The sequence below is a fragment of the Streptomyces sp. NPDC059169 genome (genome assembly GCF_042755225.1).
In the GTDB taxonomy this organism is placed as follows: Bacteria; Actinomycetota; Actinomycetes; order Streptomycetales; family Streptomycetaceae; genus Streptomyces.
Genome location: NZ_JBHZCF010000006.1, coordinates 165,068 through 191,050 on the forward strand (window position 1 = coordinate 165,068; position 25,983 = coordinate 191,050).

Below are 25,983 nucleotides of genomic sequence, written 5' to 3' on the forward strand. Positions count from 1 at the left end.
AAGGGGGAGGGGGGGGGGGGGGGAGGGATGGGGGGGGACGGTTTTCGCCCCCCCAGAAGAAAGGCCTCCCCCTGGGGGGGGTCGCCCCCCCCGCCCCCCCCCCCCCCCCCCCACCGCCGTTCCGGGCGTCGCCCGAGCCCGCGCCGCGTCAGGCCTCGAGCACGTGGGATCGGGCGCCTAATCGGCGCAGACCGCCGGGACCCGCGTGGCGTACGCCCAGGCGGGAGGACGCGCAGACGAACCGGCCCCCCTCCTGCGGTCCCGCCCCGCGGACAGGGCGGCCCCGACCCCGCCGCACGGTGCGCCGGCGCTGGTCGGGGCCTGTTCGTCAGCACTCGATGATGTTCACCGCGAGCCCGCCGCGCGCGGTCTCCTTGTACTTCACGGACATGTCCGCGCCGGTCTCCTTCATGGTCTTGATGACCTTGTCCAGGGAGACCTTGTGACTGCCGTCCCCGCGCATCGCCATCTTCGCCGCGGTGACGGCCTTCACCGCAGCCATGCCGTTGCGCTCGATGCACGGGATCTGCACCAGTCCGCCGACCGGGTCGCAGGTCAGGCCGAGGTTGTGCTCCATGCCGATCTCCGCGGCGTTCTCCACCTGCTCGGGCGAGCCGCCCAGCACCTCGGCGAGCGCGCCGGCGGCCATGGAGCAGGCCGAGCCGACCTCACCCTGGCAGCCGACCTCGGCCCCGGAGATCGAGGCGTTCTCCTTGAAGAGCATGCCGATCGCGCCCGCGGCGAGCAGGAAGCGGACGACGCCGTCCTCGTCCGCACCGGGCACGAAGTTCATGTAGTAGTGCAGGACCGCCGGGATGATGCCCGCTGCCCCGTTCGTGGGGGCGGTGACGACCCGGCCGCCCGCGGCGTTCTCCTCGTTCACCGCCATGGCGTAGAGAGTGATCCACTCCATCGCGAGGGCCTGCGGATTGCCCTCGGAGCGCAGCTTGCGGGCGCTGGTGGCGGCCCGACGCCTGACCTTCAGGCCACCGGGCAGGATGCCCTCGCGGGACATGCCGCGCGAGACGCAGGCCTGCATGACCCGCCAGATCTCCAGGAGCCCCTCGCGGATCTCCTCCTCGGTGCGCCAGGCCTTCTCGTTCTCCATCATCAGCGAGGAGATCGACAGGCCGGTTTCGGAGCTGAGCCGCAGCAGTTCGTCGCCGGTGCGGAAGGGGAACTTCAGCACGGTGTCGTCGAGCTTGATGCGGTCCTCGCCGACCGCGTCCTCGTCCACGACGAATCCGCCGCCCACCGAGTAGTAGGTCTTCTCCAGCAGCGTCCCGCCGTCGGCGTCGCAGGCTCGCAGGCTCATGCCGTTCGCGTGGTACGGGAGGGCCTTGCGGCGGTGCAGGACCAGGTCCTCGTCCGCGTCGAAGTCGATCTCGTGCACACCGAGGACGTTGATCCGCTTGCTCGACCGGATCCGCTCGACCTGCTCGTCGGCCGTTTCGACGTCGACCGTGCGGGGGGAGTTGCCCTCCAGTCCCAGCAGGACGGCCTTGGGGGTGCCGTGGCCGTGTCCGGTGGCGCCGAGCGAGCCGTACAGCTCGGCGCGGACCGTGGTGGTGTGCGCCAGCACACCCTCGTTCTTCAGCCGGCGGGCGAACATGCGTGCCGCACGCATCGGGCCGACCGTGTGGGAGCTGGACGGGCCGATGCCGATCGAGAACAGGTCGAAGACCGATATGGCCACGGTGGAACTCCTTGGGTTGGTAGACGCCGTCGTCTGCCGGGGTGGTGCAGAGATCAGGGGGCGCAGGTGCTGTTTCGGGCTTGGTGGGGAGACGGTGGCACGGGAGGCACGCGCAGAGGGACGGTCCCGTTCGCATGGTGCGGGGCACCGCACTCACAGTCCAGTGGTCCAGTGTGTGCGGTGCCCCGTTTGTTCTGCTCCGAGCTGCTCTTACAGCCCAGGGTAGAGCGGGTGCTTCGCGGCGAGCGCCGTCACCCGCGCGCGGAGGGCCTCGGCGTCGTACGACGGCTTGAGGGTCTCGGCGATGATGTCGGCCACCTCGCGGAAGTCCTCGGCCCCGAAGCCGCGGGTCGCGAGCGCCGGCGTGCCGATGCGCAGACCCGAGGTGACCATGGGCGGGCGGGGGTCGTTCGGCACGGCGTTCCGGTTGACCGTGATGCCGACCTCGTGGAGACGGTCCTCGGCCTGCTGGCCGTCGAGCTCGGAGTGCCGCAGGTCCACGAGGACCAGATGCACGTCCGTACCGCCGGACAGGACGGAGACGCCGGCCTGCCGGACGTCGTCCCGGACCAGGCGCTCGGCGATGATCTTCGAGCCCTCCAGGGTGCGCTGCTGCCGCTCCTTGAACTCCTCGGAAGCCGCGACCTTGAAGGAAACGGCCTTCGCCGCGATGACGTGCTCCAGCGGGCCGCCCTGCTGACCGGGGAAGACCGCCGAGTTGATCTTCTTGGCGAGCTCGGAGGTGCACAGGATGACGCCGCCGCGCGGGCCACCCAGCGTCTTGTGGGTGGTCGTGGTCACCACGTGGGCGTGCGGCACCGGGTTGGGGTGCAGACCCGCGGCGACCAGGCCCGCGAAGTGGGCCATGTCCACCATCAGGTACGCGCCCACCTCGTCCGCGATCCGGCGGAAGGCGGCGAAGTCCAGCTGGCGGGGGTACGCCGACCAGCCGGCCACGATCAGCTTCGGCTTGGACTCCTTGGCGAGCCGCTCGACCTCGGCCATGTCGACCTGACCGGTCTGGTCGTCGACGTGGTAGGCGACCACGTTGTAGAGCTTGCCGGAGAAGTTGATCTTCATGCCGTGGGTCAGGTGCCCGCCGTGCGCGAGGTTCAGGCCCATGATCGTGTCGCCCGGCTTGAGCAGGGCGAACATCGCGGCGGCGTTGGCCTGGGCGCCCGAGTGCGGCTGCACGTTGGCGTGCTCGGCGCCGAACAGCTCCTTGATGCGGTCGATCGCGATCTGCTCGACCACGTCGACGTGCTCGCAGCCGCCGTAGTAGCGGCGGCCCGGGTAGCCCTCGGCGTACTTGTTGGTGAGGACGGAGCCCTGGGCCTCCATGACCGCGACCGGAGCGAAGTTCTCCGAAGCGATCATCTCCAGGGTGGACTGCTGACGGTGGAGCTCGGCGTCGACGGCGGCGGCGACGTCCGGGTCGAGCTCGTGGAGAGGGGTGTTGAGAAGCGACATCACGCGATCCCTTTGCCTGTGGTCGTGGGTCAGCCGGCGAAGTCGGTGTACTCGTCGGCGGAGAGCAGGTCCTTCGGCTCCTCCGCGACCCGCACCTTGAACAGCCAGCCGCCCTCGAACGGGGCGGTGTTCACCAGCGACGGGTCGTCCACGACGTCCTGGTTGGCCTCGACGACCTCGCCGGAAACCGGGGAGTACAGATCGCTGACCGACTTGGTCGACTCCAGCTCACCGCAGGTCTCGCCCGCGGTCACGGTGTCACCGACCTCGGGGAGCTGGACGTACACGACGTCGCCCAGGGCGTTCGCCGCGTGCTCCGTGATGCCGATCGTCGACACGCCGTCCTCGGCGGCCGAGAGCCACTCGTGCTCCTTGCTGTAACGCAGCTGCTGGGGGTTGCTCATGACCTGAATTCTCCTGTATGCGGGGGAGTGCTGTGCACGTGAGGGGGTTCTGGCAGGTCCGGGACCCGGAGGCACCGGACCCGGCACTACTTCTGGCGCTTGTAGAAGGGCAGCGCCACGACCTCGTACGGCTCATGGGTACCGCGGACGTCGACGCCGACGCCCGCCGTACCGGGTTCGGCGTGGGCCGCGTCCACGTACGCCATGGCGATCGGCTTGCCGAGCGTCGGGGACGGGGCGCCCGACGTGACCTCGCCGATCACCTGACCGCCGGACACGACGGACATGCCCGCACGGGGCACTCTGCGGCCTTCGGCAACGAGGCCGACGAGCTTGCGGGGCGGGTTGGCCGCGGCGCGCTCGGCGGCGACCTCCAGGGCCCCGCGCCCCACGAAGTCCCCCTCCTTCTCGAACTTCACGACCCGGCCGAGACCCGCGTCGAAGGGAGTGAGGGCGGTGGTCAGCTCGTGTCCGTAGAGCGGCATGCCCGCTTCCAGGCGCAGCGTGTCGCGGCAGGACAGACCGCACGGGATCAGGCCCACGCCCTCGCCCGCATCGGTCAGGGCCTGCCACAGCTTCTCCGCGTCGCCCGGGGCGACGAAGAGTTCGAAGCCGTCTTCACCGGTGTAGCCGGTGCGGGCGATGAGCGCCGGGACGCCGGCGACGGTGCCCGGCAGGCCGGCGTAGTACTTGAGGCCGTCCAGGTCGGCGTCGGTGAGCGACGCGAGGATGCCGGGGGACTCGGGGCCCTGCACGGCGATCAGCGCGTACGCGTCGCGGTCGTCGCGGACCTCCGCGTCGAAGCCCTCGGAGCGGGCCACCAGGGCGTCGAGGACCACCTGCGCGTTGGACGCGTTGGCGACGACCATGTACTCCGTGTCGCCGAGGCGGTACACGATCAGGTCGTCGAGGATTCCACCGTCCTCCTGACAGATCATGGTGTATCGGGCGCGGCCCGCGGCCACGGCACCGATGTTGCCGACCAGCGCGTGGTCCAACAGGGCGGCCGCCTGCGGGCCGGTCACGGTGATCTCACCCATGTGGGAGAGGTCGAAGAGTCCGGCCCTGCTCCGTACGGCGTTGTGCTCGTCGCGCTCGCTGGAATACCGCAGGGGCATGTCCCAGCCGGCGAAGTCGGTCATGTTCGCGCCCAGCGAGCGATGCACGGCATCGAGGGCGGTGAGACGGAGGGTGGTGCTCATGTGATGGGGCTCCCAGGGCATGACTGGCGAGGACGATCCTCCCCATCTGTCATCGAAACCTGAGAGGTTCATCACGACCACACGGAGCGCGGTCACGACTTGCACCTTGGGTGGAGCCACGGCGTGCGGCCCGCTTTTCAGATCTGCCTCATCGCGCGCGGTACGGGGCCTGAGAGATTCAAGGGAGGTACTTGCTCCTTCGGCGCCCGGCCCACACTGTGGCCGGGACTCTCCCGCGCGGATTCAAGCGGCCGGTATGCAGTTGGCGCGCACATCATTGCACGGGTGCCCTCATCGGCAAATCACTTGTGGGGCATTACCTTTTCTTTAAGCTTCTTGGGCAGGGTTCCGGAGACCTGACAGGGGGAGAGTGATGGCGTTGCAGCGGTCCGGTGCATGCGTGACGACTGCCGGCGCGACGGCCCGCCCGGGCCTGCCCGCCCGGAGGTTCCTCGGCGCGTCGGCGTCCCCGCCCGTCGTCCGCGATCTGCGGGAGCGAGCCGGGCGGAGCCCGCACAGCCTGCTCTTCGCGTCCGGGGACGTGGTGGTGATTTCCGGACTGCCCGGCAGCGGCAAGTCCACGCTGATCCGACGCGCGGTCCGGGGCGGCGGGATCGACTCGCAGAACACCCGGGAGCGCTGGGACCTGCGGATGCCGCGGATGCTGCCGTACGCCGTGTACCGCCCGCTGGTGCGCATCGCGCACTACGCCGGCCTGCGGGCCGCCCTGCGTTCCGGCGCCGGCGTGATCGTGCATGACTGCGGCACCCAGTCCTGGGTGCGGCACTGGCTGGCCCGCAAGGCGCGCCGTCGTGGCCGCGCCCTCCACCTGGTGGTGCTGGACGTCGCCCCCGACGTGGCACTCGCGGGACAGCAGGAGCGCGGCCGCGGGGTCTCGGGGTACGCATTCGCCCGGCACCGCCGTGCGGTGCGAAGGCTGGTCCGCGACGCGGAGCGCGGACGGCTCCCCGCCGGCAGTGCCTCCGCGGTCCTGCTGGACCGGGACGCGGCGACGTCACTGACGCGGATCGGCTTCCGGGGCCGCTGAGGTCCTCGGGCGCGGTGCCGGCCCCCGCGCCCGAGCGCGGGAGCCCTTCCGGGGCGTACGGCCCGGCACCGCGCGGTCGGAACGGGCGGACCGCGGGCCGGTGCCGCCGCGCCGCGGCATCCGAACGCCGGGCGGCGGCGGGACGCAGGTGGGGCGTCTCGCCGGTCGCGGCGCCCCTGCACGGTCGACGGGTGCCCCCGGGCAGGACGGGAGCGGTCGGAACGGGTGCAGGGACGGTCGGAGCACGTCAGCGGCCCCGACAGTCGGGATCCACCGGTCCGGACGGCGATCGCCAGGAGGTTCCTCCGCCGGGGCTCCGCGAACGCGCGGACCGGGCGGCCGTCCTCCGGCGGTGCTGGCGCTACCCTGCTTTTCGCAGGACGATGCGGCCGGGACGCGGCCGGACGGGGAAGCGGGGAACGCAGTGGACACGACTTGGCCCGCCAACGAGCTCGAAGAGGTGCTGGCCGCTTCGGTGGGGAACGCCACGGCGGGCGGTCGCCTGATCGAGGTGCTGGGCCGCAGCGCCGTATGGGTGCCGCTGCCCAACGGAGGCGGTCCGGACAGCCCCAGCCTGGACCTGCCGACCCTGGAGGTCGACGGTGCGCCGTACGTGCCCGTCTTCAGCTCCCACGAGCAGTTCGTGCTCTGCATGGGCGACCAGATGTCCCACGCCGAGGCCCCCGCGATCGATTTCGCCCGGGGGTTGCCCCCGCAGCTCGGCATCGCCGTGAACCCGGGCGGAGCCGTCGGCGTACCGCTGCCGCCGCCGGCCGTCGCGGAGCTGTGCCGGTTCGGACGCACCCCGCTGGACGGGCCCGCCAGTGGCGGACGGGTGCGGCTCTTCGAGCCGGACTGGCAGGAGGAGCCCGTCGACTTCCTCGCGGCTGCGGCCGGCGAGTTCGAGTCGACCCGTGTCGTCCAGACCGCACGGCGGGTGCTGGCCAGCATCGAAGGGGACGACCCGGTGCTGTTCGTCGGTGTCCAGTTGTCCTCCTTCGAGGGCCACGACCGCACCGCCCCCATGGACGCGCTGGGACGGGCGCTCGGCAGGGTCGCGGTGAAATGGCCGGTCAACCTGGTCCTGCTGGACGTCGCCCAGGACCCGGTCGGCGACTGGATGCTCAACCGGGTCCGGCCCTTCTACGCCCGGCAGTACCCCTAGTCGTCAAGTCGGTGTCGGTACGGCCGCTTAAGCTGGTTTGATGACGTGGCCCCCGCACCCGTGTGCAGGAGGCGCCCCCACGCCGGAGGCTTCGGGGGAGCGGCGCCACGGAATGGCGGATCAGAAGAGGGGCGGGACCCACAGTGAGCGCGTCAGGCACCGCGGCGGCCGGGCAGGTCGAGCACATGCTGCGCCAGGTGACGCCAGGACGCTACGACGCGTATGAGGCACTGCTCCAGGCCCTTGCCGACGGCCAGGTCTGGATGCTCCTCTGGCACGGCCGGGCCGGATCCTCCGACGCCCAGTACGGGAACATGGAGGTCGACGGCCTCGGCTACGCGCCGTGCGTCACTTCCGCCCAGGAGCTCTCCGCCTCCGGGTGGACCCGGGCCCACGAAGTCGTCGGCGGGGCGGACGTCGCCCGCGCTCTCTACCCCGACCGGTGGGGCATCTGGCTCAACCCGCATGCGCCCGGCGGCGGGATCGGCATCCCGTGGCTCGACCTGCGCCGCATCGCCACCGGGCTCGACCGGATGCCCGCGGGGCCGCTGCGGCTCACCGACCCGTCCATCGACATCCCCCAGTTCTACGCCCTGCTCACGCAGAACGCCCACCGCACCCCGGCCGTGCGCTCGCTCCGCAGAGCCTGGGTGCAGCCGGCGCTGGGTGCGCCGTACCTCGCCATCGGGCTCGACCTGTACGACACCGGCCAGCAGTCCGTGGACAGCGTGCGCGCGATGATGCAGCACTCCATCGCCGCCGTGCCGGACGGGCTCCCCGTGTCCACCGTGGCCATGTCCGACGAGTACGACCCGGTGACGATGTGGCTGCGGGTCAACGCCCGTCCTTTCTACGACCGCGAGGCGCACGCCGCACCTCCGCCGTCGTCCGGCTACGGCTATCCGCCGGCCGCCTCCCGCGCTTACTGAGCGTGCTCAGAACGCGGCCCTTGCGTACGTCCGCCCCTCGAGACCCCGTTGGGGCGAATCGGTCCCCATCGCCCCTTTACTGACGGGTACTTGCTACACCTGTGCCGTTCAGGACCGTCGAGTGTCCGGATAACGGAAGGTGCCTGCTCGCATCACGTTTACGCAAACATTCACCACCGGGTCTGGCGAGTGATCGCCGGCCCGTTGAAGACTCCCGCTTACAACGGGCCCCGGGCTCTTTGTGCGAACTGCGCCAAGTGTTGTGAGACAGGCCGCCGTTGCGGCATGTAGGGGGCCGGCGAGTGTCGGCCGAGAGGGGTCAAGGCCACTGTGACCGCACCGATCGAGACCACCGGATCGGCCGCCGAGGCGCAGCCGGAGGCAGTCCTCACGGGGGCCAAACAGAGCCAGATCGAAGGCAGGTCGCTCGGGCAGATCGCCTGGACCCGCTTCAAGCGGGACAAGCCGGCCGTCGTCGGCGGGATCGTCGTCTTCCTCCTCATTCTGCTCGCCGTGCTGGCCAAGCCGATCCAGGCGGTGTTCGGCATGGACCCCAACGAGTTCCACCAGGACCTCATCGATCCGGCGCTGCTGGCTCCCAAGGGAGCTTGGGGCGGCATGAGCTGGGACCACCTGCTCGGCATCGACCCCCAGTTCGGCCGGGACCTGCTGGCCCGCATCATCGAAGGATCCTGGGTCTCCCTCCTCGTCGCCGGCGGTGCGACGCTGGTATCGGTCGTCATCGGCGTGGTGATGGGCGTGGTCGCCGGGTTCTACGGGGGCTGGGTCGACACCCTCATCAGCCGGATGATGGACACCTTCCTGGCGTTCCCGCTGCTCCTGTTCGCGATCTCGCTGTCGGCGACCCTGCAGGACGGTGCGTTCGGCCTCAGCGGTCTACCCCTGCGGATCGGCGTGCTGATCTTCGTGATCGGCTTCTTCAGCTGGCCTTACATGGGCCGTATCGTGCGGGCCCAGACGATGAGCCTGCGCAACCGGGAGTTCGTCGAGGCGGCCAGGTCTCTCGGCGCCCGCGGTCCGTTCATCCTCTTCCGTGAACTGCTGCCGAACCTCGTCGCACCGGTCCTGGTCTACGCGACGCTGCTGATCCCGACCAACATCCTCTTCGAGGCGGGCCTCAGCTTCCTGGGTGTCGGCATCGCACCCCCGCAGGCTTCCTGGGGCGGAATGCTCACCACTGCGGCCGAGACCTACCAGGCCGACCCGCAGTACATGATCGTGCCGGGCCTGGCGATCTTCATCACGGTCCTGGCGTTCAACCTGCTGGGCGACGGGCTGCGAGACGCCCTCGACCCGCGCAGCAAATAATCCACGATTGAGGGGGCTTTCCTCGGTGAACACTCGTAAAGCATCGGTTGTGATCGCCACAGCTGTGGTGCTGACGCTGGGGGCGTCCGCCTGCGGTGGTTCGAATGACGACAAGGGCGGCAAGGGCGGTTCCGGCACCACGGACGCCGCACTGACGTCGATCGTCAACAAGTCCGACAAGAAGGGCGGAACGGTCTCGTACGAGCTGTCGGACGAGCCGGACTCGCTCGACCCGGGCAACACCTACTACGGCTGGGTGCAGAACTTCTCCCGCCTGTACGGCCGTACGCTGACCGGCTTCAAGCCGGCGGCCGGCAAGGAGGGGCTGGAGGTCGTCCCGGACCTCGCGGAGTCCCTGGGCAAGCCCAGCCCGGATGCGAAGACCTGGACGTACACCCTCAAGAAGGGTCTGAAGTTCGAGGACGGCACGCCGATCACCTCGAAGGACGTCAAGTACGCCGTCGAGCGGTCGAACTTCGCACCCGAGGCCCTCTCCAACGGCCCGACCTACTTCAAGTCCCACCTCGTCGGTGGTGACAAGTACCAGGGCCCGTACAAGGACAAGAACCCGGCGGGCATCGCCTCGATCGAGACCCCCGACGACAGCACCATCGTCTTCAAACTGAAGGACGCGTTCGCGGACTTCGACTACCTGGCGACCTTCTCGCAGACCGCCCCCGTGCCGCGCGCGGCGGACAAGGGTGCCGAGTACGTCAAGCACATCGTGTCGTCCGGCCCGTACAAGTTCCAGTCGTACGAGGAGGGCCGCAGCGCCACCCTGGTCCGCAACGAGAACTGGGACCCGAAGACCGACAAGCTGCGCCCGGCCCTGCCGGACAAGATCACCATCCGCTTCAAGGTGAAGCACGAGACGGTCGACAACAACCTCCTCTCCGACAACATCACCGTCGACGCTGCGGGCACCGGTGTCGCGCCCGCGACCCAGCCGAAGGTGCTCACCCAGGCGAAGCTGAAGAAGCAGACGGACAACGCGTACGCAGGGGCCACCTCGTACATCGGTCTGAACGTCAACGTCCCGCCGTTCAACAACATCGAGTGCCGCAAGGCCGTGCAGTGGGGCATCGACAAGGCTTCGATCCAGGCCGCGCAGGGCGGTGACCCCAAGGGTGACGTCGCGTCCACGCTGATCCCGCCGACCGTCGCCGGGTACGCCAAGTTCGACCTGTACCCGTCCGAGGGCAACAAGGGCGACGTCGCCAAGGCCAAGGAAGCGCTGAAGAAGTGCGGCCAGCCGAACGGTTTCTCGACCAACCTGTCGGCCCGCGCCGACCGTCCGGCCGAGATGGCCATGGCCACCGCGGTCCAGGCTTCGCTGAAGAAGATCGGCATCAACGTCGAGATCAAGTCCTTCCCCGCGGGCAAGTACTTCCAGAACTTCGCCGGTAACCCGAGCTACGTGCACGCCAACAAGCTCGGCATGATCATGACGGCATGGGGTGCCGACTGGCCCACCGGGTTCGGCTTCCTGGACCAGATCGTCAACGGTGCGGCCATCAAGCCGTCCGGTGGCAACAACGTCCAGGAGCTCAACGACCCGAAGGTCAACGAGATGCTCAACAAGGGCATCGCGACGACCGACTCCGCCGCCCGCGAGAAGGTCTGGGGCGACGTCGACAAGGCGGTCGTCGAGGGTGCCACCGCGGTCCCGCTGATCTACCGCAAGAACCTGCTCCTTCGGCCCGAGTCGGCGACCAACGTGACGGTCACCCAGGCCTACCTCGGAATGTACGACTACCTGCTGATGGGTTCCGCCAAGTAGCAGCGGGTTCCCGACCTCGAACGTTCGAAAGGCAGGTGATGGCACCGGTGTCCGCCGGTCGGCCGTACGCTCCCCGCGGGGGAGCCGACAGGCCGCCGGCGGACACCGGCGCCGGATAGCTGTGGCTGCGTACATCATTCGACGCGTCTTCGGCGCGGTGCTGTTGCTGCTCGTCGTCAGCGCAGTCACCTTCGCGATCTTCTTCCTCGTCCCCCGGCTCGCCGGGCAGACGATGGACCAGCTGGCGGCCCAGTACGTGGGCAAGGACGCCAACCCCGACACCGTGGCCGCGGTCAAGCGCAACCTCGGCCTCGACCAGCCGCTCTACCAGCAGTACTGGGACTTCATTCGGCAGATCTTCGTCGGTGCGGACTACAAGTTCGGCCCCGACGCCTCTCACTGCGACGCCCCCTGCTTCGGCTACTCCTTCAAGCGCCACATCGAAGTCTGGCCCGAGATCACCGCGCGCGTTCCGGTCACCTTCTCGCTGGCCATCGGCGCCTCGGTGATCTGGCTGATCACCGGTGTCGCCACGGGCGTCGTCTCCGCGCTGAAGCGGGGTTCGTTCCTCGACCGCTTCTTCATGGGCGTCGCCCTCGCCGGCGTCTCCCTCCCGATCTTCTTCACGGGCATGCTGGCGCTCGGTGTCCTCACCGTCCAGTGGCCGATCTGGTCCGACGGCATCAACTACGTGCCGTTCACCGAGAACCCCGCCGAATGGGCCTGGAACCTGCTGGTTCCGTGGTGCTCACTGGCCTTCCTGTACTCCGCGCTCTACGCCCGGCTCACCAGGGCCGGAATGCTGGAGACCATGGGCGAGGACTACATCCGCACCGCCCGCGCCAAGGGCCTGACGGAGAGCCGGGTCATCGGCAAGCACGGGTTGCGCGCCGCGCTCACCCCGATCGTCACCATCTTCGGCATGGACTTCGGCCTGTTGCTCGGTGGTGCGGTCATCACGGAGACGGTCTTCTCCTTCCAGGGCATGGGCCAGTACGCCATCAAGAGCGTGCAGGAGAACGACCTGCCGATCGTGATGGGCGTGACCCTGACCGCCGCCTTCTTCATCGTCTTCTGCAATCTGCTGGTGGACCTGGTGTACGCCGCCATCGACCCCAGGGTGAGGTACTCGTGAGCGAGGTTTCCAAGGAGCAGGCCGTCGGTACGGCGGCCCCCGCCGCCGTCGGCGAGCCGGTGCCCGCCCCTCGCGGCGGCGAAGACGCCTTCCTCTCGGTACGGGACCTGCGCATCCACTTCCAGACCGACGACGGTCTCGTGAAGTCGGTCGACGGCGTCAGCTTCGACGTGAAACGGGGCCAGACCCTGGGCGTCGTGGGAGAGTCCGGCTCCGGGAAGTCCGTCACTTCCCTCGGGGTGATGGGCCTGCACCGCGCCGCCCCCAACGTCCGGATCTCCGGCGAGGTGTGGCTGGACGGCGAGGAGCTCATCGGGGCGGACGCCGACCACGTGCGGCGACTGCGCGGGCAGAAGATGGCCATGATCTTCCAGGACCCGCTGTCGGCGATGCACCCGTACTACACGGTCGGTGCCCAGATCGTGGAGGCGTACCGGGTCCACAACAAGGTCACCAAGAAGGTCGCCCGCACCCGGGCGATCGAGATGCTCGACCGGGTCGGCATCCCGGAGCCGGGCAACCGCGTCGATTCGTACCCGCACGAGTTCTCCGGCGGCATGCGCCAACGCGCCATGATTGCGATGGCGCTGGTCAACAATCCCTCGTTGCTCATCGCGGACGAGCCGACGACCGCCCTGGACGTGACCGTCCAGGCACAGATCCTCGACCTCATCCGGGACCTGCAGAAGGAGTTCGGCTCCGCAGTCATCATGATCACGCACGACCTCGGTGTCGTTGCGGAGATGGCCGACGAGCTGCTGGTCATGTACGGCGGGCGGTGTGTCGAGCGCGGCTCGGCCGAGCAGGTCTTCTACGAGCCGCGGCACCCCTACACCTGGGGTCTGCTCGGGTCGATGCCGCGGATCGACCGGGAGCAGACCGAACGGCTGATCCCCGTGAAGGGGCAGCCGCCGTCACTGATCAACGTGCCGGAGGGCTGCGCGTTCAATCCGCGTTGCCCGTACGCGGACGTGCCCAAGGACAACGTCACGCGTACGACGCGCCCCGATCTGGCGGAGGTGGGCGACGGTCACTTCTCGGCATGCCACATGTCGACGGAGGAACGCACCCGGATCTGGACCGAAGAGATTGCGCCGAAGCTGTGAGTGATGAGGAAGCAGTGATCCCGAAGCAGTCCGCGCCGCCCGCGTCGGCCGAACCGCTGCTCAAGGTGGAAGGGCTGATCAAGCACTTCCCGATCCGCAAGGGTCTGTTGCGGCGGCAGAGCGGTGCGGTCAAGGCGGTCGACGGCATCTCGTTCGACGTGCGCCCCGGTGAGACGCTGGGCGTGGTCGGTGAGTCCGGCTGCGGCAAGTCGACCATGGGCCGGTTGATCACCCGGTTGCTCGAACCCACCGGCGGGAAGGTCGAGTTCGAGGGCACGGACATCACGCACCTGTCCGCGGGCGGCATGCGGCCGCTGCGCCGGGACGTCCAGATGATCTTCCAGGACCCGTACTCGTCGCTGAACCCCCGGCACACGATCGGCACCATCGTCTCGGCGCCGTTCACGTTGCAGGGCGTCACGCCCGAAGGCGGGGTGAAGAAGGAGGTCCAGCGGCTGATGGAACTCGTGGGTCTCAACCCCGAGCACTACAACCGCTACCCCCACGAGTTCTCCGGTGGTCAGCGCCAGCGCATCGGGATCGCCCGGGCCCTCGCGCTGAAGCCCAAGCTGGTCGTCGCGGACGAGCCGGTCTCCGCTCTCGACGTGTCCATCCAGGCGCAGGTGGTCAACCTCCTCGACGACCTGCAGGACGAACTCGGCCTCACCTACGTGATCATCGCGCACGACCTCTCGGTGATCCGCCACGTCTCGGACCGCATCGCGGTCATGTACCTCGGCAAGATCGTGGAGATCGCCGACCGCGCGTCGCTCTACGAGTCGCCGATGCACCCGTACACCAAGGCGCTGCTCTCGGCGGTGCCGGTGCCCGACCCGCGGCGCCGCGGTGCGAAGAGCGAGCGGATCCTGCTGAAGGGCGACGTCCCGTCACCGATCTCGCCGCCGAGCGGCTGCCGCTTCCACACCCGCTGCTGGAAGGCGACGGAGATCTGCAAGCAGCAGGAGCCGCAGCTACTCACGCTCCAGACGGGTCACGAGGTCGCCTGCCACCACCCGGAGAACGCACCGGACCAGGCACCCGCCGACACGTCGGCCGTGCCCTCGGCCCGCGAGGCGGTCGAGATCGTGTCGGCGACGCCCGAGGCGGCGGACTCCGCGGAGCCCGCGGCAGGATCGCCGGCTGCGACCGCGGACACGAGCCCGACGCAGGACGCGCGCGCCACGGGCGACGCCGCCCGGGACACCGACGGCACCGACGCCGGGAGCGACGACAAGGCCTGAGGACGCTCGACGGGCACCAGGTGGCGCCGCCCGTCCGGGGGGCGGCCCCGCTCGCCCCGGGCGGGGGCGCCTCCCGGTGCGAGGTCCGGGTGCCGGCCCGGGGCCGTCGCCGCTGGTCCGAGGCGTCACAATTGGGCGGTGCTCCACGAACTGTTCACCCCCTCCGTCCAGCATGCGCTCGACCTCGCCGGGATCTTCGTCTTCGCGATCTCCGGTGCGCTGCTCGCCGTGCGCAAGAACTTCGACGTGTTCGGCATCGCGGTGCTCGCCGAGGTCACGGCGCTGGGCGGGGGACTCTTCCGGGACCTGATCATCGGTGCCGTACCGCCTGCGGCCTTCACGGACCTGGGCTTCTTCCTGATGCCCCTGGTCGCTGCCGGCCTGGTCTTCTTCCTGCACCCCGAGGTCGAGCGGATCCAGGGCTCGGTCAACGTGTTCGATGCCGCGGGGCTCGGACTCTTCTGCGTCACCGGGACCACCAAGGCGTACGAGTACGGCCTCGGCCTGACCTCCTCCGCCGTGCTCGGTCTCGCCACCGCCGTGGGTGGCGGCGTGCTGCGCGACGTCCTCGCCAACGAGGTCCCGTCGCTGCTGCGCTGGGACCGGGACCTCTACGCCGTGCCGGCGATGGTCGGCGCCACGATGGTCGTGCTCTGCATCCACTACGGCGTGCTCAACGCCGCCACGAGCGGGCTCGCCGCCGTGACCGCCTTCGGCTTGCGGCTCTTCGCCCTGCGTTTCCGCTGGAGGGCGCCGCGCGCCTGGAACCGTCGGTCCTCGGCGGTCGAGCCCCAGGACGAAAACCCTGAGAAAGCTACCGCTTAGTAATTTCTTGCTGTACGGTTCCGAGCATGGCACAGGCAACCATCGGCGACAGCGAGTTCGACCGCGACACCGCTGTCACCCTCCGGGACCCGCGCGTCCCGGGCGTCTACGACGCGGAACTGTCCGAAGGATGGACGATCATCAGCGCGGTCAACGGCGGCTACCTGCTGGCGCTGCTCGGCCGCGCGCTCGGGGACGCACTGCCGCACCCCGACCCGTTCACGGTCTCGGCGTACTACCTCAGCCCGTCCGCACCGGGACGCGCGCTGATCCGCACCGAGGTGGTTCGTACCGGACGGACCCTCTCCACCGGGCAGGCCTCGCTCTTCCAGTACGACGAGGACGGCACGGAGATCGAGCGGATCCGTGTCCTCGCCACCTATGGCGACCTGGACGGCCTGCCGGACGACGTCCGTACCACCGCGAAGCCGCCGGAGATCCCGCCGTACGAGCTCTGCCTCGGTCCGGGCGACGGTCCCGCTCCCGCCATCCCCGGCTCCAACGCGATCATCGACCGGCTGAACCTCAGGCTCGACCCCGCCACCGTCGGCTGGGCTGTCGGAGCGCCCTCCGGCAACGGCGAGATGCGCTCCTGGTTCGGTCTCGCGGACGGCCGTGACGCCGACCCGCTGTCCTTGCTGCTGACGGTGGACGCCCTGCCCCCCACCGCGTTCGAGCTGGGGATCCAGGGCTGGACCCCGACCGTCGAACTCACCACGCACATCCGGTGCCGTCCTGCGCCCGGACCGTTGCGGGTCGCCATCACCACGCGCAACCTGGCGGGCGGCTTCCTGGAGGAGGACGCCGAAGTCTGGGACAGCGCGGACCGGCTGGTCGCCCAGTCCCGCCAGCTGGCCAAGGCTTAGCTAGGCCGAAGGGGGCTGCCCGCAGGGGGTCACCCGCCTTCGCGGGGACGCCCGGCCGAGTGGCGGGGAGTGTCGGTTACCCGCGGCGACGGCACGGGCGTGGCACGCTCGCTGCACGCCGGCCGGGCCCTCCCCGCCGACGACGCCACCTGGTCGGGCAGGCGTCGGGGTGCGGCGTGCTGATCCCGACGCAGGAGGCCCCGATGGACGTCAGCACCTTCTACGCGCTCTTCTCGGCCACCTGCTTCACCCTGGTGGGGCTGTGGTGGAACGTGGTGCAGGGGCACGCCGACTGGACGGGTCGGCCGGCACTGCGCCGGATCGTCGGAGGGATCTACCTCTCCTTCTTGCTGCCCGCCCTGATGGGGCTGTTCGCGCAGGTGGGCGGCGCCGGGACACCGGGGGTATGGCGGGCGAGCTTCATCGTGATCGCCGTGGTGGGGTGCGTCTCCACCGTCCGGCTGCTCGGCCGCGGCCGAGCAGCCCGGGGTGGTGGCGGGTCCCCTCCTGTACGCGCCCTGCAGGCGGCGGCAGCCGTCGTCTACGTCCTGATCGCGGTGGTGGGGGCGGCGCCCGAACTCGCCGACGTCGTCGGCCTGCGGCCCATCGAGGCCGAGGCGGTGCTGCTCATCCTGCTGATCGTCCTCGGCCACGGGCTGGTGTGGCGCTTCATGGTCGGCGAGGGGCGCCCCGTCGACGCGGGGAAGTAGCGGCGGCGCGGCCGTGACCACCACCACGACCGGCTGCGGCCGTCCGTCAGCCGCGCAGTCCGTCGAGGTAGGCGCGCACGGGACCCGGGTCGTCGCCCGGCGCCACCAGTGCCACGTGCATGTCGGGACGCACGAGCACGAGGGCCTTGCCGTCGATTCCGTAGACGCGGGAGGCGTCCTCGTCGGCGGCGACGCCCGCGCGGGCCGGAGCCGGGTGCAGGGCGTGCGTGCTGACGACATCGCCGTAGGAGGCGGCGACGTCACGCAGGGCAGTAGCGACAGCAGGCCCGAACCCGAGCAGGGTGAACCGGGGTTCGGCCAGGAGCTCGTGGAGGCGCACCGGGCGCCCGGACCCGTCCGTGGCGAGCGCGTCCGGGGCCCGGTCGCCCGGTCGCAGGGTCCGCGTCCCGTCACCCCGAGCCAGGGAGCTCCACCGGTACGTGGTGCCCAAAGGAGGTGTGAGGCCCGTCTCGGTGCCCTTGCCCGGTTGCCTGACCGCCTCCAGCACGCGAAGCAGCCGGTCGGTCGTGATGTCCAGGGTCGCGGCGGCGACCGGAAGCCGCTCCTCCTCGTAGGTGTCCAGGAGAGCCGGTCCTGCGTGTCCGGTCAGGGCGAGCGAGAGCTTCCAGCCCAGGTTGAACGCGTCCTGGATGCCGGTGTTCATCCCGAGGCCACCCGCGATGGGGTGGACATGGGCGGCGTCCCCCGCGAGGAACACCCGGCCGACGCGCAGCCGGTCGGCCAACCGGACGTTGACCTGCCAGGTCGACAGCCAGCTCGCCTGCTGCAACCGGATGCCGGGCATCCGCGCGTGTCGGTCGAACAGACGCTGGAAACCCTCCAACGAGGGCGTCATGCAAACACCCCGATCGTCGTGTTCGGGGGAAGCCTGGAGCTGGAAGGAGTCGGTGCCCGGCATGGGGCACAGCATCATCCCCTCGCGCTCGCTGGTGAACCACTGGTGCCAGTACTCCCGGCTGAGGCCCGGTGCCTCAACGTCCCCGCAGACCATCGTCGGCGCGGGCCCCGTGTGCCCCTCGAAGGTGATGCCGAGCACCATGCGGACGGTGCTGCGGCCTCCGTCGCAGCCCACGAGATGTGCGGTCCGAAGGGTGCGCCCGTCGGCGAGGACGGCGTTCACGCCCTCCGTGTCCTGGGTGAGCGCCGTGAGGTCCGCGCCGTACTCGACCGCGACGCCGAACCCGCCGAGTCGCCGGCGGAGGATTTCCTCGACCTGCCACTGCCCGATGAGCACGCCGCTGCGGTAAGGGGAACGGGGGAGTGGCGCGTCGTCCCCGAAGGGGTCCGTGTCCTTCACGTGGACACCGTCGAAGTACTTGCGGAGCACGAGGCGGACCGTGCCCGTCGCGAGGACCGGCTCGGCTGCGCCGAGCGCCTCGAACACCTCGAGGCTGCGGGGATGGAGGCCCTTGCCGCGGGACTCGCGGTGCGGTGCGGCTCGACGGTCGATGATGCGCACCGCCGTGCCCCGCCGGGCGAGATCGCACGCCAGGGTCAGCCCGGTGGGGCCGGCCCCCACGATCAGTACATCCGTCATCGCGCTTCCTTCCGTGGTCGGTGCCACCAGTGAAGTCCTCGCGCCCCCAAAAATACAACTCGGTTACAAAATTAACTTGGTTTCACATTGTGTGCTAGCCTGACGGGCATGAGTGAGGGGTCCGGCCCGGGGTTGCGGGAGAGCAAGAAGCAGCGCACGAGGCGCCACCTCGCGGACGTGGCGCTCGAGCTGTTCCTCGAACGGGGCTTCGATGAGGTGTCGGTGGCGGATGTCGCGGCGGCGGCCGACGTGTCCAAGCCGACCCTGTTCCGCTACTTCGCGTGCAAAGAGGACCTGGTCCTGGACCGCTTCGCGGACCACCAGGACGAGGCCGCCCGGATCGTGCGGTCCCGCCCCGCGGGGTGCGCTCCCGTGCGGGCGCTGCACGAGCACTTCCTCGTCGCGCTGCGCGAGCGCGACCCCATCACCGGGCTGTGTGACGTGCCGGACGTCGTGGCCTTCCAGCGCCTGCTTTACTCCACGGCCGGCCTGGAGAGCGGGCAGGCCCGCTACACCGCCCGCGAGGCGGAACTGCTCGCCGATGCGCTGGAGCCGGACTCGGTCACGCCGCTGGAGGCCCGGATGGCCGCACTCCATCTGGTGACGGTGCGTCAGGAGCTGGGCCGGGCGAACTGGCGGCGGATCGCCTCGGGGCGCAGTGCGGACGAGGTCTACGCCGAGGCCGTGGCGGACGCCGACCGGGCCTTCGGCATGCTCGCCCACGGCCTCGACGCCGCACTCGCGGGCGGGCCGCCGGGGGCGTTCGCCCGCTGAGCCGGCCAGGCCCGGATGGGGGCGCCGCCCTTCGCGCGCCTCCCCTGTCGCGGATGACGCGCGGTGCGGCTTGATCAGGCCGTGCCGTCCGCCTCCGTGGTGCGGCTTTCCAGCCAGTGGCGGCGGCCGAGGGACACCAGTCGGAGTCGGTTGCGGGCCGTACGCACCACCCGTTGCTCGCTCGGCGGGTCGAGTCGTCCGGACTCCTGGACGGACAGGAACGCCGACGCGGTCATCACCATGTGTTCGACGTACACGCCGGCCAACATGAGCAGGTCCTCCTCGCTCCAGCCGTCCGACGCGGGTTCCCTCCCGAGCGCGGCGGCCACTTCCCCGGCGAAGCTGTCGAGCTGGGCTGCGATGGCCGCGCGCACGGGGCCCACGCCGCCGTGCCGTTCGCGTGCGATGAACCGGAAGTGGGCGGGCTGCTCCCGCACGTGGCGGGCGATGAGGTCCACCGTGCGGTCGATCCGCACCTCACTGTCGCCGGTGTCCGCGAGGATCGCACCGACCAGTCCGTGCAGGCTGCCCAGTGTCTCCTCGACGAGTGCCACGCCGAGCTCCGCCAGATCGGTGAAGTGCCGGTAGAACGCGGTCGGTGCCACCCCGACGGCGCGGGTGACCTCGCGCAGGCCCAGGCTGCTCAGGCTCTGGTGTTCGAGCAGTTCGAGGGCGGCGTCGAGGAGGGCCTGACGCGTCTTCAACTTCTGGGCCTGGCGGATGCCTACGGTGTGACTCATACCATTCAGTAAACAACTGTTCTCTGTATTGGGGAAGACTAGACTGGGTAGTCAGTTAACAGACGTACTCTGAATTGAAGGAAGGGGAACCTCATGATCGCCCTCGTCGCAGCGATCGCCGTCCTGGGGATCGTCCTGGGCACCGTCGCCCAGATCCCGCCGTCCTTGTCCGCCGCCGCCGCAGTCCTCATCGGCGCCTGGCTGCTCGGATTCGTCGTCCGTGAGCGCCTCGCGCGCCGCGCGAGCCGCTGAAACCGGAGGAACGGAACACCATGGAACTCACCTCTTCTGCCCGCCGGTTCACCGGCACGCGCGACGCCGACGGCATGGCCGTCGCCTCGTTCGCCCTCGGCCTGGTGGGGCTGCTCGTGATGAACGTCTTCCTCGGACCCGCGGCCGTGGTCCTCGCGAGCCTCGCCCTGTGGCGCGGTACGTCCCGCCGCGGCCGCGCACTGACCGGGCTGGCGCTCGGTCTGGCCGACCTCGTCGTCCTCGCCGTCCTCGTCTCCCTCCACGGGACCCTCGTCTGGAACGTCGGGGGCTGACCGGTCCGGCGACCCGGGCCGCGAGTCCACAGTCGTGCGGCTCGTAGAATCGGGTCACCATGGCTTACCTCGACCACGCCGCGACCACTCCGATGATTCCGGAAGCGATCGAGGCGATGACCGCCCAGCTCGCCGTCACCGGCAACGCTTCGTCGTTGCACGCCGCAGGCCGCCGGGCCCGCCGCACCGTCGAGGAGGCCCGCGAAACCCTCGCCGAGGCGCTCGGGGCGCGCCCCAGTGAGGTCGTCCTCACCTCCGGCGGGACCGAGGCCGACAACCTCGCGGTGAAAGGCATCTACTGGGCCCGTCGGGCCGCCGACCCGCGCCGCACCCGCATCCTGTCCAGTCCCGTCGAGCACCACGCCGTACTCGACGCGGTGCACTGGCTGGGCGAACACGAGGGCGCGCGCGTCGAGTACCTGCCCGTGGACGCGTACGGCAGGGTCCACCCGGAAGCTCTGCGCGAAGCGATCGAGCGTGACCCCCGCGACGTGGCGTTCGCCACCGTGATGTGGGCCAACAACGAGATCGGCACCGTCACGGCGATCGGTGAACTCGTCGAGACCGCAGCGGAGTTCGAGATCCCCTTCCACTCCGACGCAGTGCAGGCGTTCGGCCAGCTCGACGTCGGTTTCGCAGCCTCCGGCCTGGCAGCGATGGCGGTGAGCAGCCACAAGATCGGTGGACCCTACGGCATCGGCGCACTCCTGCTAGGCCGCGAATACACCCCGGTGCCGGTGCTGCACGGCGGCGGACAGGAACGGCACGTGCGGTCCGGCACCCTCGACGTGCCCGCCGTCGCCGCCTTCGCCGTGGCCGGCCGGCTCGCCGCGGAGCACCGCCCGGAGTTCGCCCGGGACATCGGTGGTCTGCGCGACAAGCTGGTCGAGGCCGTCCGGGCGGCCGTACCGGACGCGATCCTCGGGGGCGACCCGGACGACCGGCTCCCCGCCAACGCCCACTTCACGTTCCCCGGCTGCGAAGGCGACTCCCTGTTGCTGCTCCTGGACGCCCAGGGCATCGAATGCTCCACTGGCTCCGCCTGCACGGCGGGTGTCGCCCAGCCGAGCCACGTGCTGCTCGCCACCGGCACGGACCCGGACCTGGCCCGCGGCACCCTCCGCTTCAGCCTCGGCCACACCTCCACCGAGGAGGACGTCGAGGCCGTGGCGAAGGCCATCGGCCCGGCCGTGGAGCGGGCCAGGACCGCTGGACTCAGCTAGTGCCGGTCGTCGTCGACACCGACCGCACGAGGCCCAGGTACCGGTCCCAGTCCCAGTGCGGTCCGGGATCGGTGTGGTCCGTCCCCGGCACCTCGACGTGACCGATGATGTGCTCGCGGTCCACGGGGATCCCGTACCGCTGGCAGATCCCCGCGGTGAGCCGGGCCGACGCCGCGTACATCGCCGCCGTGAAGTCCGCCGGGCGATCCACGAAACCCTCGTGCTCGATCCCGATGCTCCGCTCGTTCACCTCCCGGTTCCCCGCGTGGAACGCGACGTCGAGCTCGCGGATCATCTGGGCTATCCGACCGTCCTTGCCCACCACGTAGTGGGCCGCCGCACGGTGGCCCGGGTCCTTGAAAACCCTGAGGGCCGTCCGGAAGCTGCCCTGGACGACATGGATCACGACCCGGTCGATCGGATAGTCGTCCGGCCGGTCGGCCCGCCGCCAGTTGTACCGGGAGGCAGCCGTCCACACCGCCCCCGCGTGGTCGAGCTCGCCCTCCACGCGCTTCTTCTGCACGCCCGGCAACCGCCACCAGGCGTGCCGCAGCGCGTCCCGCGCCAACACGCCCGTCCCGGCCAGCGCCACACCGCCACCGATCAGCACCGCCCGCCGGCCGACCCCGCGCCGCCCCGCCCCTTCGCTCCCCATGATCTTCCGAACGCTTACTCGCGAGCTTTCGGTTCCCGCCGCCCCGTACTCTGGTAGGGCTATGACACAGACACCCCAGCGCCCCCTCCGCGTGCTCGCCGCCATGTCCGGCGGTGTGGACTCCGCCGTCGCCGCCGCCCGCGCCGCAGAAGCCGGGCACGACGTCACCGGGGTGCACCTGGCGCTCTCCGCGAACCCGCAGTCCTTCCGCACCGGCGCGCGAGGCTGCTGCACCATCGAGGATTCGCGCGACGCCCGCCGCGCCGCGGACGTCATCGGCATCCCCTTCTACGTGTGGGACCTCGCCGAGCGGTTCCGCGAGGACGTCGTGGAGGACTTCGTCGCGGAGTACGAGGCGGGCCGCACCCCGAACCCCTGTCTGCGCTGCAACGAGAAGATCAAGTTCGCCGCCCTGTTGGACAAGGCACTCGCGCTCGGCTTCGACGCGGTGTGCACGGGGCACTACGCGACCGTGACGGTCCGGGACGACGGGAGCCGAGAGCTGCACCGGGCCAGCGACATGGCCAAGGACCAGTCGTACGTGCTCGGCGTGCTGGACGAGCGGCAGCTCGCGCACGCCATGTTCCCCCTGGGCGACACCCTCACCACCAAGGACGAGATCCGCGCGGAGGCAGAGCGGCGCGGCCTCGCGGTCGCGAAGAAACCCGACAGCCACGACATCTGCTTCATCGCCGACGGCGACACCCAGGGCTTCCTGGCCCAGCGCCTGGGCAAGGCGGAAGGCGACATCGTGGACGAGGCCGGCACGAAGCTGGGCACCCACGACGGCGCCTACGGATTCACCATCGGACAGCGCAAGGGCCTGCGCATCGGCCATCCCGCACCCGACGGCAAGCCGCGGTACGTGTTGGACATCTCGCCCGTTAACAACACCGTGACCGTGGGACCGGCCGAGGCGCTGGAGGTCTCCGCGCTCACCGCGATCAAGCCCCGCTGGTGCGGTGCACCCCCGGCCGGCCCCGGTACGTACACGGCCCAGTTGCGCGCCCATGGAGGCGAGACGGAGGTCTCCGCCGAGCTCGTGGGAGCCGAGCTGCGGGTCGCCTTCGGCGAGCCGGTCAGCGGCGTCGCGCCCGGTCAGGCGATCGTCCTGTACGACGGCACGCGCGTCGTCGGCTCGGCGACGATCGCCACGACGACGCGGCGCGCGGCAGCGGCGTCGCTCTGAGAGCGCCTGTGCGGCGGCCCCTCGCGCACGGCGGGGGGCACACGCACGAGTCGACGCGAGCGGCCCGGCCGCCGAGGCGTCCGGCCGTCGGGTGGGACCTCCCGAAGGGCGCGGCCCGTACCGTGTGGGCATGAACATCTGCGTCTTCCTCTCCTCCGCCGATCTCGCCGAGCGCTACACCGGGCCGGCGCGCGAGTTCGCCGAACTCCTCGGCAAGGGCGGCCACACGCTGGTCTGGGGAGGCTCCGACGTCGGTCTGATGAAGGTCGTCGCGGACGGAGTCGAGCAGGCCGGTGGGCGACTGGTCGGCATCTCGGTCGAGTTCCTCGCCTCGAAGACGCGCGAGACGGCAGACGAGATGGTGATCGCCCGCGACCTCGCCGAGCGGAAGGCCCTCCTGCTCGGCAAGGCCGATGCGGTCGTGATCATGGTTGGCGGGACGGGGACGCTGGACGAGGCCACCGAGATCCTCGAGCTGAAGAAGCACGGACGGACGGCCATGCCCGTGGTGCTGCTCAACACGGCCGGTTTCTACGACGGTCTGAAGGAGCAGTTCCTGCGCATGGAAAACGAGGGCTTCCTGCCGGTCCCCCTTACCGACCTGGTCTTCTTCGCCGAGGACGCCCTCGGTGCGCTCGCCCACCTCGAGGAGGGGGCGGGCGTCCGATGATGCGAGCATGGGCCCCATGGCTACACATCTGATCACCGGCGCGGGCTCCGGCATCGGCGCGGCCGTCGCCCGCCGGCTGCACGAGCGCGGCGACGACCTCGTCCTGCTGGCCCGTGACGCGGGGCGGGCCAAGGAACTCGCCGCCGCGTACCCGGGCTCCCGCACCCTCGTCGGCGACCTCGCCAGCCCCGACCGGCTCTCCTGGGCCTTCTCGCACCAGACGATGCCTGAGCGCCTCGACTCGTTGATGCACATCGCGGGCATCGTGGAGCTGGGTCGGGTCGGTGATCTCACGCCGAAGGCCTGGCAGGCACAGCTGGACGTCAACCTGGTGGCCCCGGCCGAGCTGACCCGGCTGTTGCTGCCGCAACTCCGCGTCTCTCAGGGCACGGTGATCTTCGTCAACTCGGGGGCGGGCCTCAACGCCCACGCGGAGTGGAGCGCCTACGCCGCCTCCAAGCACGGCCTCAAGGCGCTCGCCGACGCGCTCCGCCAGGAGGAGAAGCCGAACGGTGTCCGCGTGACCAGCGTCTACCCGGGCCGCACCGCCAGCCCGATGCAGGTCAAGGTGCACCAGCAGGAGGGCAAGGAGTACGACGCCTCACGCTGGATCGATCCGGAATCGGTCGCCACGACGATCCTGGTGGCGCTGGACCTCCCACGCGACGCGGACATCCACGACGTGACGGTGCGGCCGGGCCGATGACCTTGCCTTGGGGCCCCGCAACCGGGGTCGGATCGATGCCGGGCGGCGACGCCCGCGAGGCCGCGAAGACCGTCACCGGCTCCTTCGAGGACTTCCCCTACCTGCCGGAGCTGCCGTCCAGAGGACCGGGAGCCGACATGATCGGCCGGACCGTCGGGCTGCTCGTGGACCTCTACGCGCACGTCGAGCCGAGCGGTTGGCGCGTCAGCGACCGGCCGGGCCGGGACACCCGGCGGGCCCGGTCCTGGCTCGGTGAGGACCTCGACGCCCTGGAGGAGTTCACCCAGGGGTACGAGGGACCGCTGAAGGTCCAGGCCGTCGGGCCGTGGACGCTCGCGGCCGCCCTGGAGCTGAGGAACGGGGAGGCCGCCCTCGCCGACGAGGGGGCCTGCCGGGACCTCGCCGCGTCGCTCGCCGACGGGTTGCGCGCCCACCTCGCGGAGGTCGGCCGGCGCGTCCCGGGCGCACGGGTGGTGCTGCAGCTCGACGAGCCGTCCCTCACGGCCGTGCTGCGCGGGCGGGTCAGGACCGCGAGCGGCTACCGGACGCACCGGGCGGTGGACCGCCAGGTCGTCGAGGGTGCGCTGCGTGAGGTGATGAGGGTGAGTGAGGGCCCGGTGATCGTGCACTCCTGCGCTCCGGACGTGCCGTTCGCGCTGCTGCGGCGCGCGGGAGTGGCCGGGGTCTCCTTCGATGCCCAACTGCTCACGGAACGTGATGAAGAGGCGATCGGCGAAGCCGTGGAGGGCGGAACGAAACTCTTCGCGGGCGTCGTGGCGTCCACCGACGGTCCATTGTCAGACCCTGCCGGTAGCGTCATGGGTGTCAGGACGCTGTGGCGCAGGCTGGGGCTGAATCCGGGGACCCTCACCGAGTCCGTGGTGATCACGCCGTCGTGCGGTCTCGCGGGGGCTTCGCCCGCGTACGCCCGTGCAGCCCTCGCCCACTGCGTCCGGGCGGCGAGATCGCTCGCGGACAACCCTGAGTGACGGACTCGGGGCTGAGGTAACGGGAGGA

General features: G+C 70.4%; 26 protein-coding genes and 1 riboswitch. Of the genes, 19 read left to right on the forward strand and 7 right to left on the reverse strand.

Going from position 1 to position 25,983, the window contains the following annotated elements; translation table 11 throughout:
* Nucleotides 1-328: 328 nt before the first annotated feature.
* The 4 genes from ACFXOM_RS13495 to gcvT form a co-directional block, all read right to left on the reverse strand.
* Nucleotides 329-1,696, reverse strand: a complete 1,368-nt coding sequence (locus tag ACFXOM_RS13495) for an L-serine ammonia-lyase (protein ID WP_384942486.1) — start codon at nucleotides 1,694-1,696, stop codon at nucleotides 329-331.
* A 210-nt stretch (nucleotides 1,697-1,906) separates the two neighbouring features.
* Nucleotides 1,907-3,166: a serine hydroxymethyltransferase gene (gene glyA / locus ACFXOM_RS13500; RefSeq protein ID WP_384942487.1), complete on the reverse strand. Its 1,260-nt coding sequence runs from the start codon at nucleotides 3,164-3,166 to the stop codon at nucleotides 1,907-1,909.
* A gap of 29 nt (nucleotides 3,167-3,195) precedes the next feature.
* Complete coding sequence (gcvH, locus tag ACFXOM_RS13505; protein ID WP_384942489.1) at nucleotides 3,196-3,570, reverse strand: glycine cleavage system protein GcvH; 375 nt, start codon at nucleotides 3,568-3,570, stop codon at nucleotides 3,196-3,198.
* Between the two features lie 86 nt (nucleotides 3,571-3,656).
* Nucleotides 3,657-4,772, reverse strand: coding sequence for a glycine cleavage system aminomethyltransferase GcvT (gene gcvT, locus ACFXOM_RS13510; RefSeq protein ID WP_384942490.1), 1,116 nt, complete (start codon nucleotides 4,770-4,772; stop codon nucleotides 3,657-3,659).
* Between the two features lie 148 nt (nucleotides 4,773-4,920).
* Nucleotides 4,921-5,018, reverse strand: a riboswitch (glycine riboswitch).
* Nucleotides 5,019-5,145: 127 nt separating this feature from the next.
* On the opposite strand from gcvT, the gene ACFXOM_RS13515 reads away from it, so the two are divergent.
* The 11 genes from ACFXOM_RS13515 (at nucleotide 5,146) to ACFXOM_RS13565 (ending at nucleotide 16,906) form a co-directional block, all read left to right on the forward strand.
* Nucleotides 5,146-5,820: an AAA family ATPase gene (locus ACFXOM_RS13515; protein WP_385037953.1), complete on the forward strand. Its 675-nt coding sequence runs from the start codon at nucleotides 5,146-5,148 to the stop codon at nucleotides 5,818-5,820.
* 424 nt (nucleotides 5,821-6,244) lie between these two features.
* Nucleotides 6,245-6,985, forward strand: a complete 741-nt coding sequence (locus ACFXOM_RS13520; protein WP_384946857.1) for an enhanced serine sensitivity protein SseB — start codon at nucleotides 6,245-6,247, stop codon at nucleotides 6,983-6,985.
* 143 nt (nucleotides 6,986-7,128) lie between these two features.
* Nucleotides 7,129-7,914 carry an enhanced serine sensitivity protein SseB C-terminal domain-containing protein gene (locus ACFXOM_RS13525; protein WP_384942496.1) on the forward strand — a complete coding sequence of 262 codons (786 nt, stop codon included), beginning with the start codon at nucleotides 7,129-7,131 and terminating at the stop codon, nucleotides 7,912-7,914.
* Between the two features lie 330 nt (nucleotides 7,915-8,244).
* Nucleotides 8,245-9,243, forward strand: a complete 999-nt coding sequence (locus tag ACFXOM_RS13530) for an ABC transporter permease (protein WP_384942500.1) — start codon at nucleotides 8,245-8,247, stop codon at nucleotides 9,241-9,243.
* 25 nt (nucleotides 9,244-9,268) lie between these two features.
* Nucleotides 9,269-11,023: an ABC transporter substrate-binding protein gene (locus tag ACFXOM_RS13535; protein WP_384942502.1), complete on the forward strand. Its 1,755-nt coding sequence runs from the start codon at nucleotides 9,269-9,271 to the stop codon at nucleotides 11,021-11,023.
* A gap of 121 nt (nucleotides 11,024-11,144) precedes the next feature.
* Entirely contained in the window at nucleotides 11,145-12,158 is a 1,014-nt protein-coding gene (locus ACFXOM_RS13540; protein WP_384942504.1) for an ABC transporter permease, read from the forward strand.
* Nucleotides 12,155-13,264, forward strand: coding sequence for an ABC transporter ATP-binding protein (locus ACFXOM_RS13545; protein WP_384942506.1), 1,110 nt, complete (start codon nucleotides 12,155-12,157; stop codon nucleotides 13,262-13,264). The genes ACFXOM_RS13540 and ACFXOM_RS13545 overlap by 4 nt, the downstream gene beginning before the upstream one ends.
* Before the next feature lie 14 nt (nucleotides 13,265-13,278).
* Nucleotides 13,279-14,505 carry an ABC transporter ATP-binding protein gene (locus tag ACFXOM_RS13550; RefSeq protein WP_384942508.1) on the forward strand — a complete coding sequence of 409 codons (1,227 nt, stop codon included), beginning with the start codon at nucleotides 13,279-13,281 and terminating at the stop codon, nucleotides 14,503-14,505.
* Nucleotides 14,506-14,643: 138 nt separating this feature from the next.
* Complete coding sequence (locus ACFXOM_RS13555) at nucleotides 14,644-15,330, forward strand: trimeric intracellular cation channel family protein (RefSeq protein ID WP_384942510.1); 687 nt, start codon at nucleotides 14,644-14,646, stop codon at nucleotides 15,328-15,330.
* Nucleotides 15,331-15,356: 26 nt separating this feature from the next.
* Nucleotides 15,357-16,196 (forward strand): thioesterase family protein, encoded by an 840-nt coding sequence (locus ACFXOM_RS13560; RefSeq protein WP_384942512.1) that lies wholly within the window; start codon nucleotides 15,357-15,359, stop codon nucleotides 16,194-16,196.
* A gap of 203 nt (nucleotides 16,197-16,399) precedes the next feature.
* Nucleotides 16,400-16,906: a hypothetical protein gene (locus ACFXOM_RS13565; RefSeq protein ID WP_384942514.1), complete on the forward strand. Its 507-nt coding sequence runs from the start codon at nucleotides 16,400-16,402 to the stop codon at nucleotides 16,904-16,906.
* A gap of 46 nt (nucleotides 16,907-16,952) precedes the next feature.
* Here the strand turns inward: ACFXOM_RS13565 and ACFXOM_RS13570 are convergent, their stop codons facing one another.
* A complete protein-coding gene (locus ACFXOM_RS13570; RefSeq protein WP_384948118.1) occupies nucleotides 16,953-18,464 on the reverse strand; it encodes an FAD-dependent monooxygenase in 1,512 nt (503 codons plus the stop codon).
* A gap of 108 nt (nucleotides 18,465-18,572) precedes the next feature.
* On the opposite strand from ACFXOM_RS13570, the gene ACFXOM_RS13575 reads away from it, so the two are divergent.
* Nucleotides 18,573-19,238 (forward strand): TetR family transcriptional regulator, encoded by a 666-nt coding sequence (locus tag ACFXOM_RS13575; protein ID WP_384948116.1) that lies wholly within the window; start codon nucleotides 18,573-18,575, stop codon nucleotides 19,236-19,238.
* Nucleotides 19,239-19,312: 74 nt separating this feature from the next.
* On the opposite strand, the gene ACFXOM_RS13580 is transcribed toward ACFXOM_RS13575, so the two are convergent.
* The gene (locus ACFXOM_RS13580; protein ID WP_384942519.1) at nucleotides 19,313-19,978 is read right to left on the reverse strand and encodes a TetR family transcriptional regulator; all 666 of its coding nucleotides are present in this window, start codon (nucleotides 19,976-19,978) and stop codon (nucleotides 19,313-19,315) included.
* Between the two features lie 93 nt (nucleotides 19,979-20,071).
* Here ACFXOM_RS13580 and ACFXOM_RS13585 point away from each other — a divergent pair, with 93 nt between their 5' ends.
* From ACFXOM_RS13585 to ACFXOM_RS13595, 3 genes are read left to right on the forward strand one after another with little or no spacing between them, the layout of a single operon-like run.
* A complete protein-coding gene (locus tag ACFXOM_RS13585; RefSeq protein WP_384942521.1) occupies nucleotides 20,072-20,230 on the forward strand; it encodes a hypothetical protein in 159 nt (52 codons plus the stop codon).
* A 20-nt stretch (nucleotides 20,231-20,250) separates the two neighbouring features.
* Nucleotides 20,251-20,523, forward strand: coding sequence for a DUF4190 domain-containing protein (locus tag ACFXOM_RS13590; protein ID WP_384942523.1), 273 nt, complete (start codon nucleotides 20,251-20,253; stop codon nucleotides 20,521-20,523).
* A 59-nt stretch (nucleotides 20,524-20,582) separates the two neighbouring features.
* On the forward strand, nucleotides 20,583-21,746 hold the full coding sequence (locus ACFXOM_RS13595) for a cysteine desulfurase family protein (protein WP_384942525.1): 1,164 nt from the start codon (nucleotides 20,583-20,585) through the stop codon (nucleotides 21,744-21,746).
* Here ACFXOM_RS13595 and ACFXOM_RS13600 read toward each other — a convergent pair.
* Nucleotides 21,739-22,401, reverse strand: a complete 663-nt coding sequence (locus ACFXOM_RS13600; protein WP_384942526.1) for an N-acetylmuramoyl-L-alanine amidase — start codon at nucleotides 22,399-22,401, stop codon at nucleotides 21,739-21,741. The genes ACFXOM_RS13595 and ACFXOM_RS13600 overlap by 8 nt on opposite strands.
* Before the next feature lie 61 nt (nucleotides 22,402-22,462).
* On the opposite strand from ACFXOM_RS13600, the gene mnmA reads away from it, so the two are divergent.
* The 4 genes from mnmA to ACFXOM_RS13620 all read left to right on the forward strand — a co-directional run bounded on the left by mnmA (nucleotide 22,463) and on the right by ACFXOM_RS13620 (nucleotide 25,955).
* A complete protein-coding gene (gene mnmA / locus ACFXOM_RS13605) occupies nucleotides 22,463-23,590 on the forward strand; it encodes a tRNA 2-thiouridine(34) synthase MnmA (RefSeq protein ID WP_384948114.1) in 1,128 nt (375 codons plus the stop codon).
* A gap of 130 nt (nucleotides 23,591-23,720) precedes the next feature.
* Entirely contained in the window at nucleotides 23,721-24,260 is a 540-nt protein-coding gene (locus tag ACFXOM_RS13610; protein ID WP_385037956.1) for a TIGR00730 family Rossman fold protein, read from the forward strand.
* A 16-nt stretch (nucleotides 24,261-24,276) separates the two neighbouring features.
* Nucleotides 24,277-24,966: an SDR family oxidoreductase gene (locus ACFXOM_RS13615; protein WP_384933663.1), complete on the forward strand. Its 690-nt coding sequence runs from the start codon at nucleotides 24,277-24,279 to the stop codon at nucleotides 24,964-24,966.
* Nucleotides 24,963-25,955 (forward strand): methionine synthase, encoded by a 993-nt coding sequence (locus tag ACFXOM_RS13620; RefSeq protein ID WP_385037959.1) that lies wholly within the window; start codon nucleotides 24,963-24,965, stop codon nucleotides 25,953-25,955. The genes ACFXOM_RS13615 and ACFXOM_RS13620 overlap by 4 nt, the downstream gene beginning before the upstream one ends.
* Nucleotides 25,956-25,983: the final 28 nt, after the last annotated feature.

What these genes read in the sequence shown, in the direction of transcription:
- ACFXOM_RS13515 (WP_385037953.1), top strand. Translation starts at nt 5,146, where the DNA reads ATGGCGTTGCAGCGGTCCGGTGCATGCGTGACGACTGCCGGCGCGACG.
- ACFXOM_RS13565 (WP_384942514.1), top strand. Translation starts at nt 16,400, where the DNA reads ATGGACGTCAGCACCTTCTACGCGCTCTTCTCGGCCACCTGCTTCACC.
- ACFXOM_RS13580 (WP_384942519.1), bottom strand. Translation starts at nt 19,978, where the DNA reads ATGAGTCACACCGTAGGCATCCGCCAGGCCCAGAAGTTGAAGACGCGT.
- ACFXOM_RS13600 (WP_384942526.1), bottom strand. Translation starts at nt 22,401, where the DNA reads ATGGGGAGCGAAGGGGCGGGGCGGCGCGGGGTCGGCCGGCGGGCGGTG.
- ACFXOM_RS13585 (WP_384942521.1), top strand. Translation starts at nt 20,072, where the DNA reads ATGATCGCCCTCGTCGCAGCGATCGCCGTCCTGGGGATCGTCCTGGGC.
- gcvH (WP_384942489.1), bottom strand. Translation starts at nt 3,570, where the DNA reads ATGAGCAACCCCCAGCAGCTGCGTTACAGCAAGGAGCACGAGTGGCTC.
- ACFXOM_RS13620 (WP_385037959.1), top strand. Translation starts at nt 24,963, where the DNA reads ATGACCTTGCCTTGGGGCCCCGCAACCGGGGTCGGATCGATGCCGGGC.
- mnmA (WP_384948114.1), top strand. Translation starts at nt 22,463, where the DNA reads ATGACACAGACACCCCAGCGCCCCCTCCGCGTGCTCGCCGCCATGTCC.
- ACFXOM_RS13575 (WP_384948116.1), top strand. Translation starts at nt 18,573, where the DNA reads ATGAGTGAGGGGTCCGGCCCGGGGTTGCGGGAGAGCAAGAAGCAGCGC.
- ACFXOM_RS13590 (WP_384942523.1), top strand. Translation starts at nt 20,251, where the DNA reads ATGGAACTCACCTCTTCTGCCCGCCGGTTCACCGGCACGCGCGACGCC.
- ACFXOM_RS13610 (WP_385037956.1), top strand. Translation starts at nt 23,721, where the DNA reads ATGAACATCTGCGTCTTCCTCTCCTCCGCCGATCTCGCCGAGCGCTAC.
- ACFXOM_RS13595 (WP_384942525.1), top strand. Translation starts at nt 20,583, where the DNA reads ATGGCTTACCTCGACCACGCCGCGACCACTCCGATGATTCCGGAAGCG.
- glyA (WP_384942487.1), bottom strand. Translation starts at nt 3,166, where the DNA reads ATGTCGCTTCTCAACACCCCTCTCCACGAGCTCGACCCGGACGTCGCC.
- ACFXOM_RS13560 (WP_384942512.1), top strand. Translation starts at nt 15,357, where the DNA reads ATGGCACAGGCAACCATCGGCGACAGCGAGTTCGACCGCGACACCGCT.
- ACFXOM_RS13615 (WP_384933663.1), top strand. Translation starts at nt 24,277, where the DNA reads ATGGCTACACATCTGATCACCGGCGCGGGCTCCGGCATCGGCGCGGCC.
- ACFXOM_RS13570 (WP_384948118.1), bottom strand. Translation starts at nt 18,464, where the DNA reads ATGACGGATGTACTGATCGTGGGGGCCGGCCCCACCGGGCTGACCCTG.
- gcvT (WP_384942490.1), bottom strand. Translation starts at nt 4,772, where the DNA reads ATGAGCACCACCCTCCGTCTCACCGCCCTCGATGCCGTGCATCGCTCG.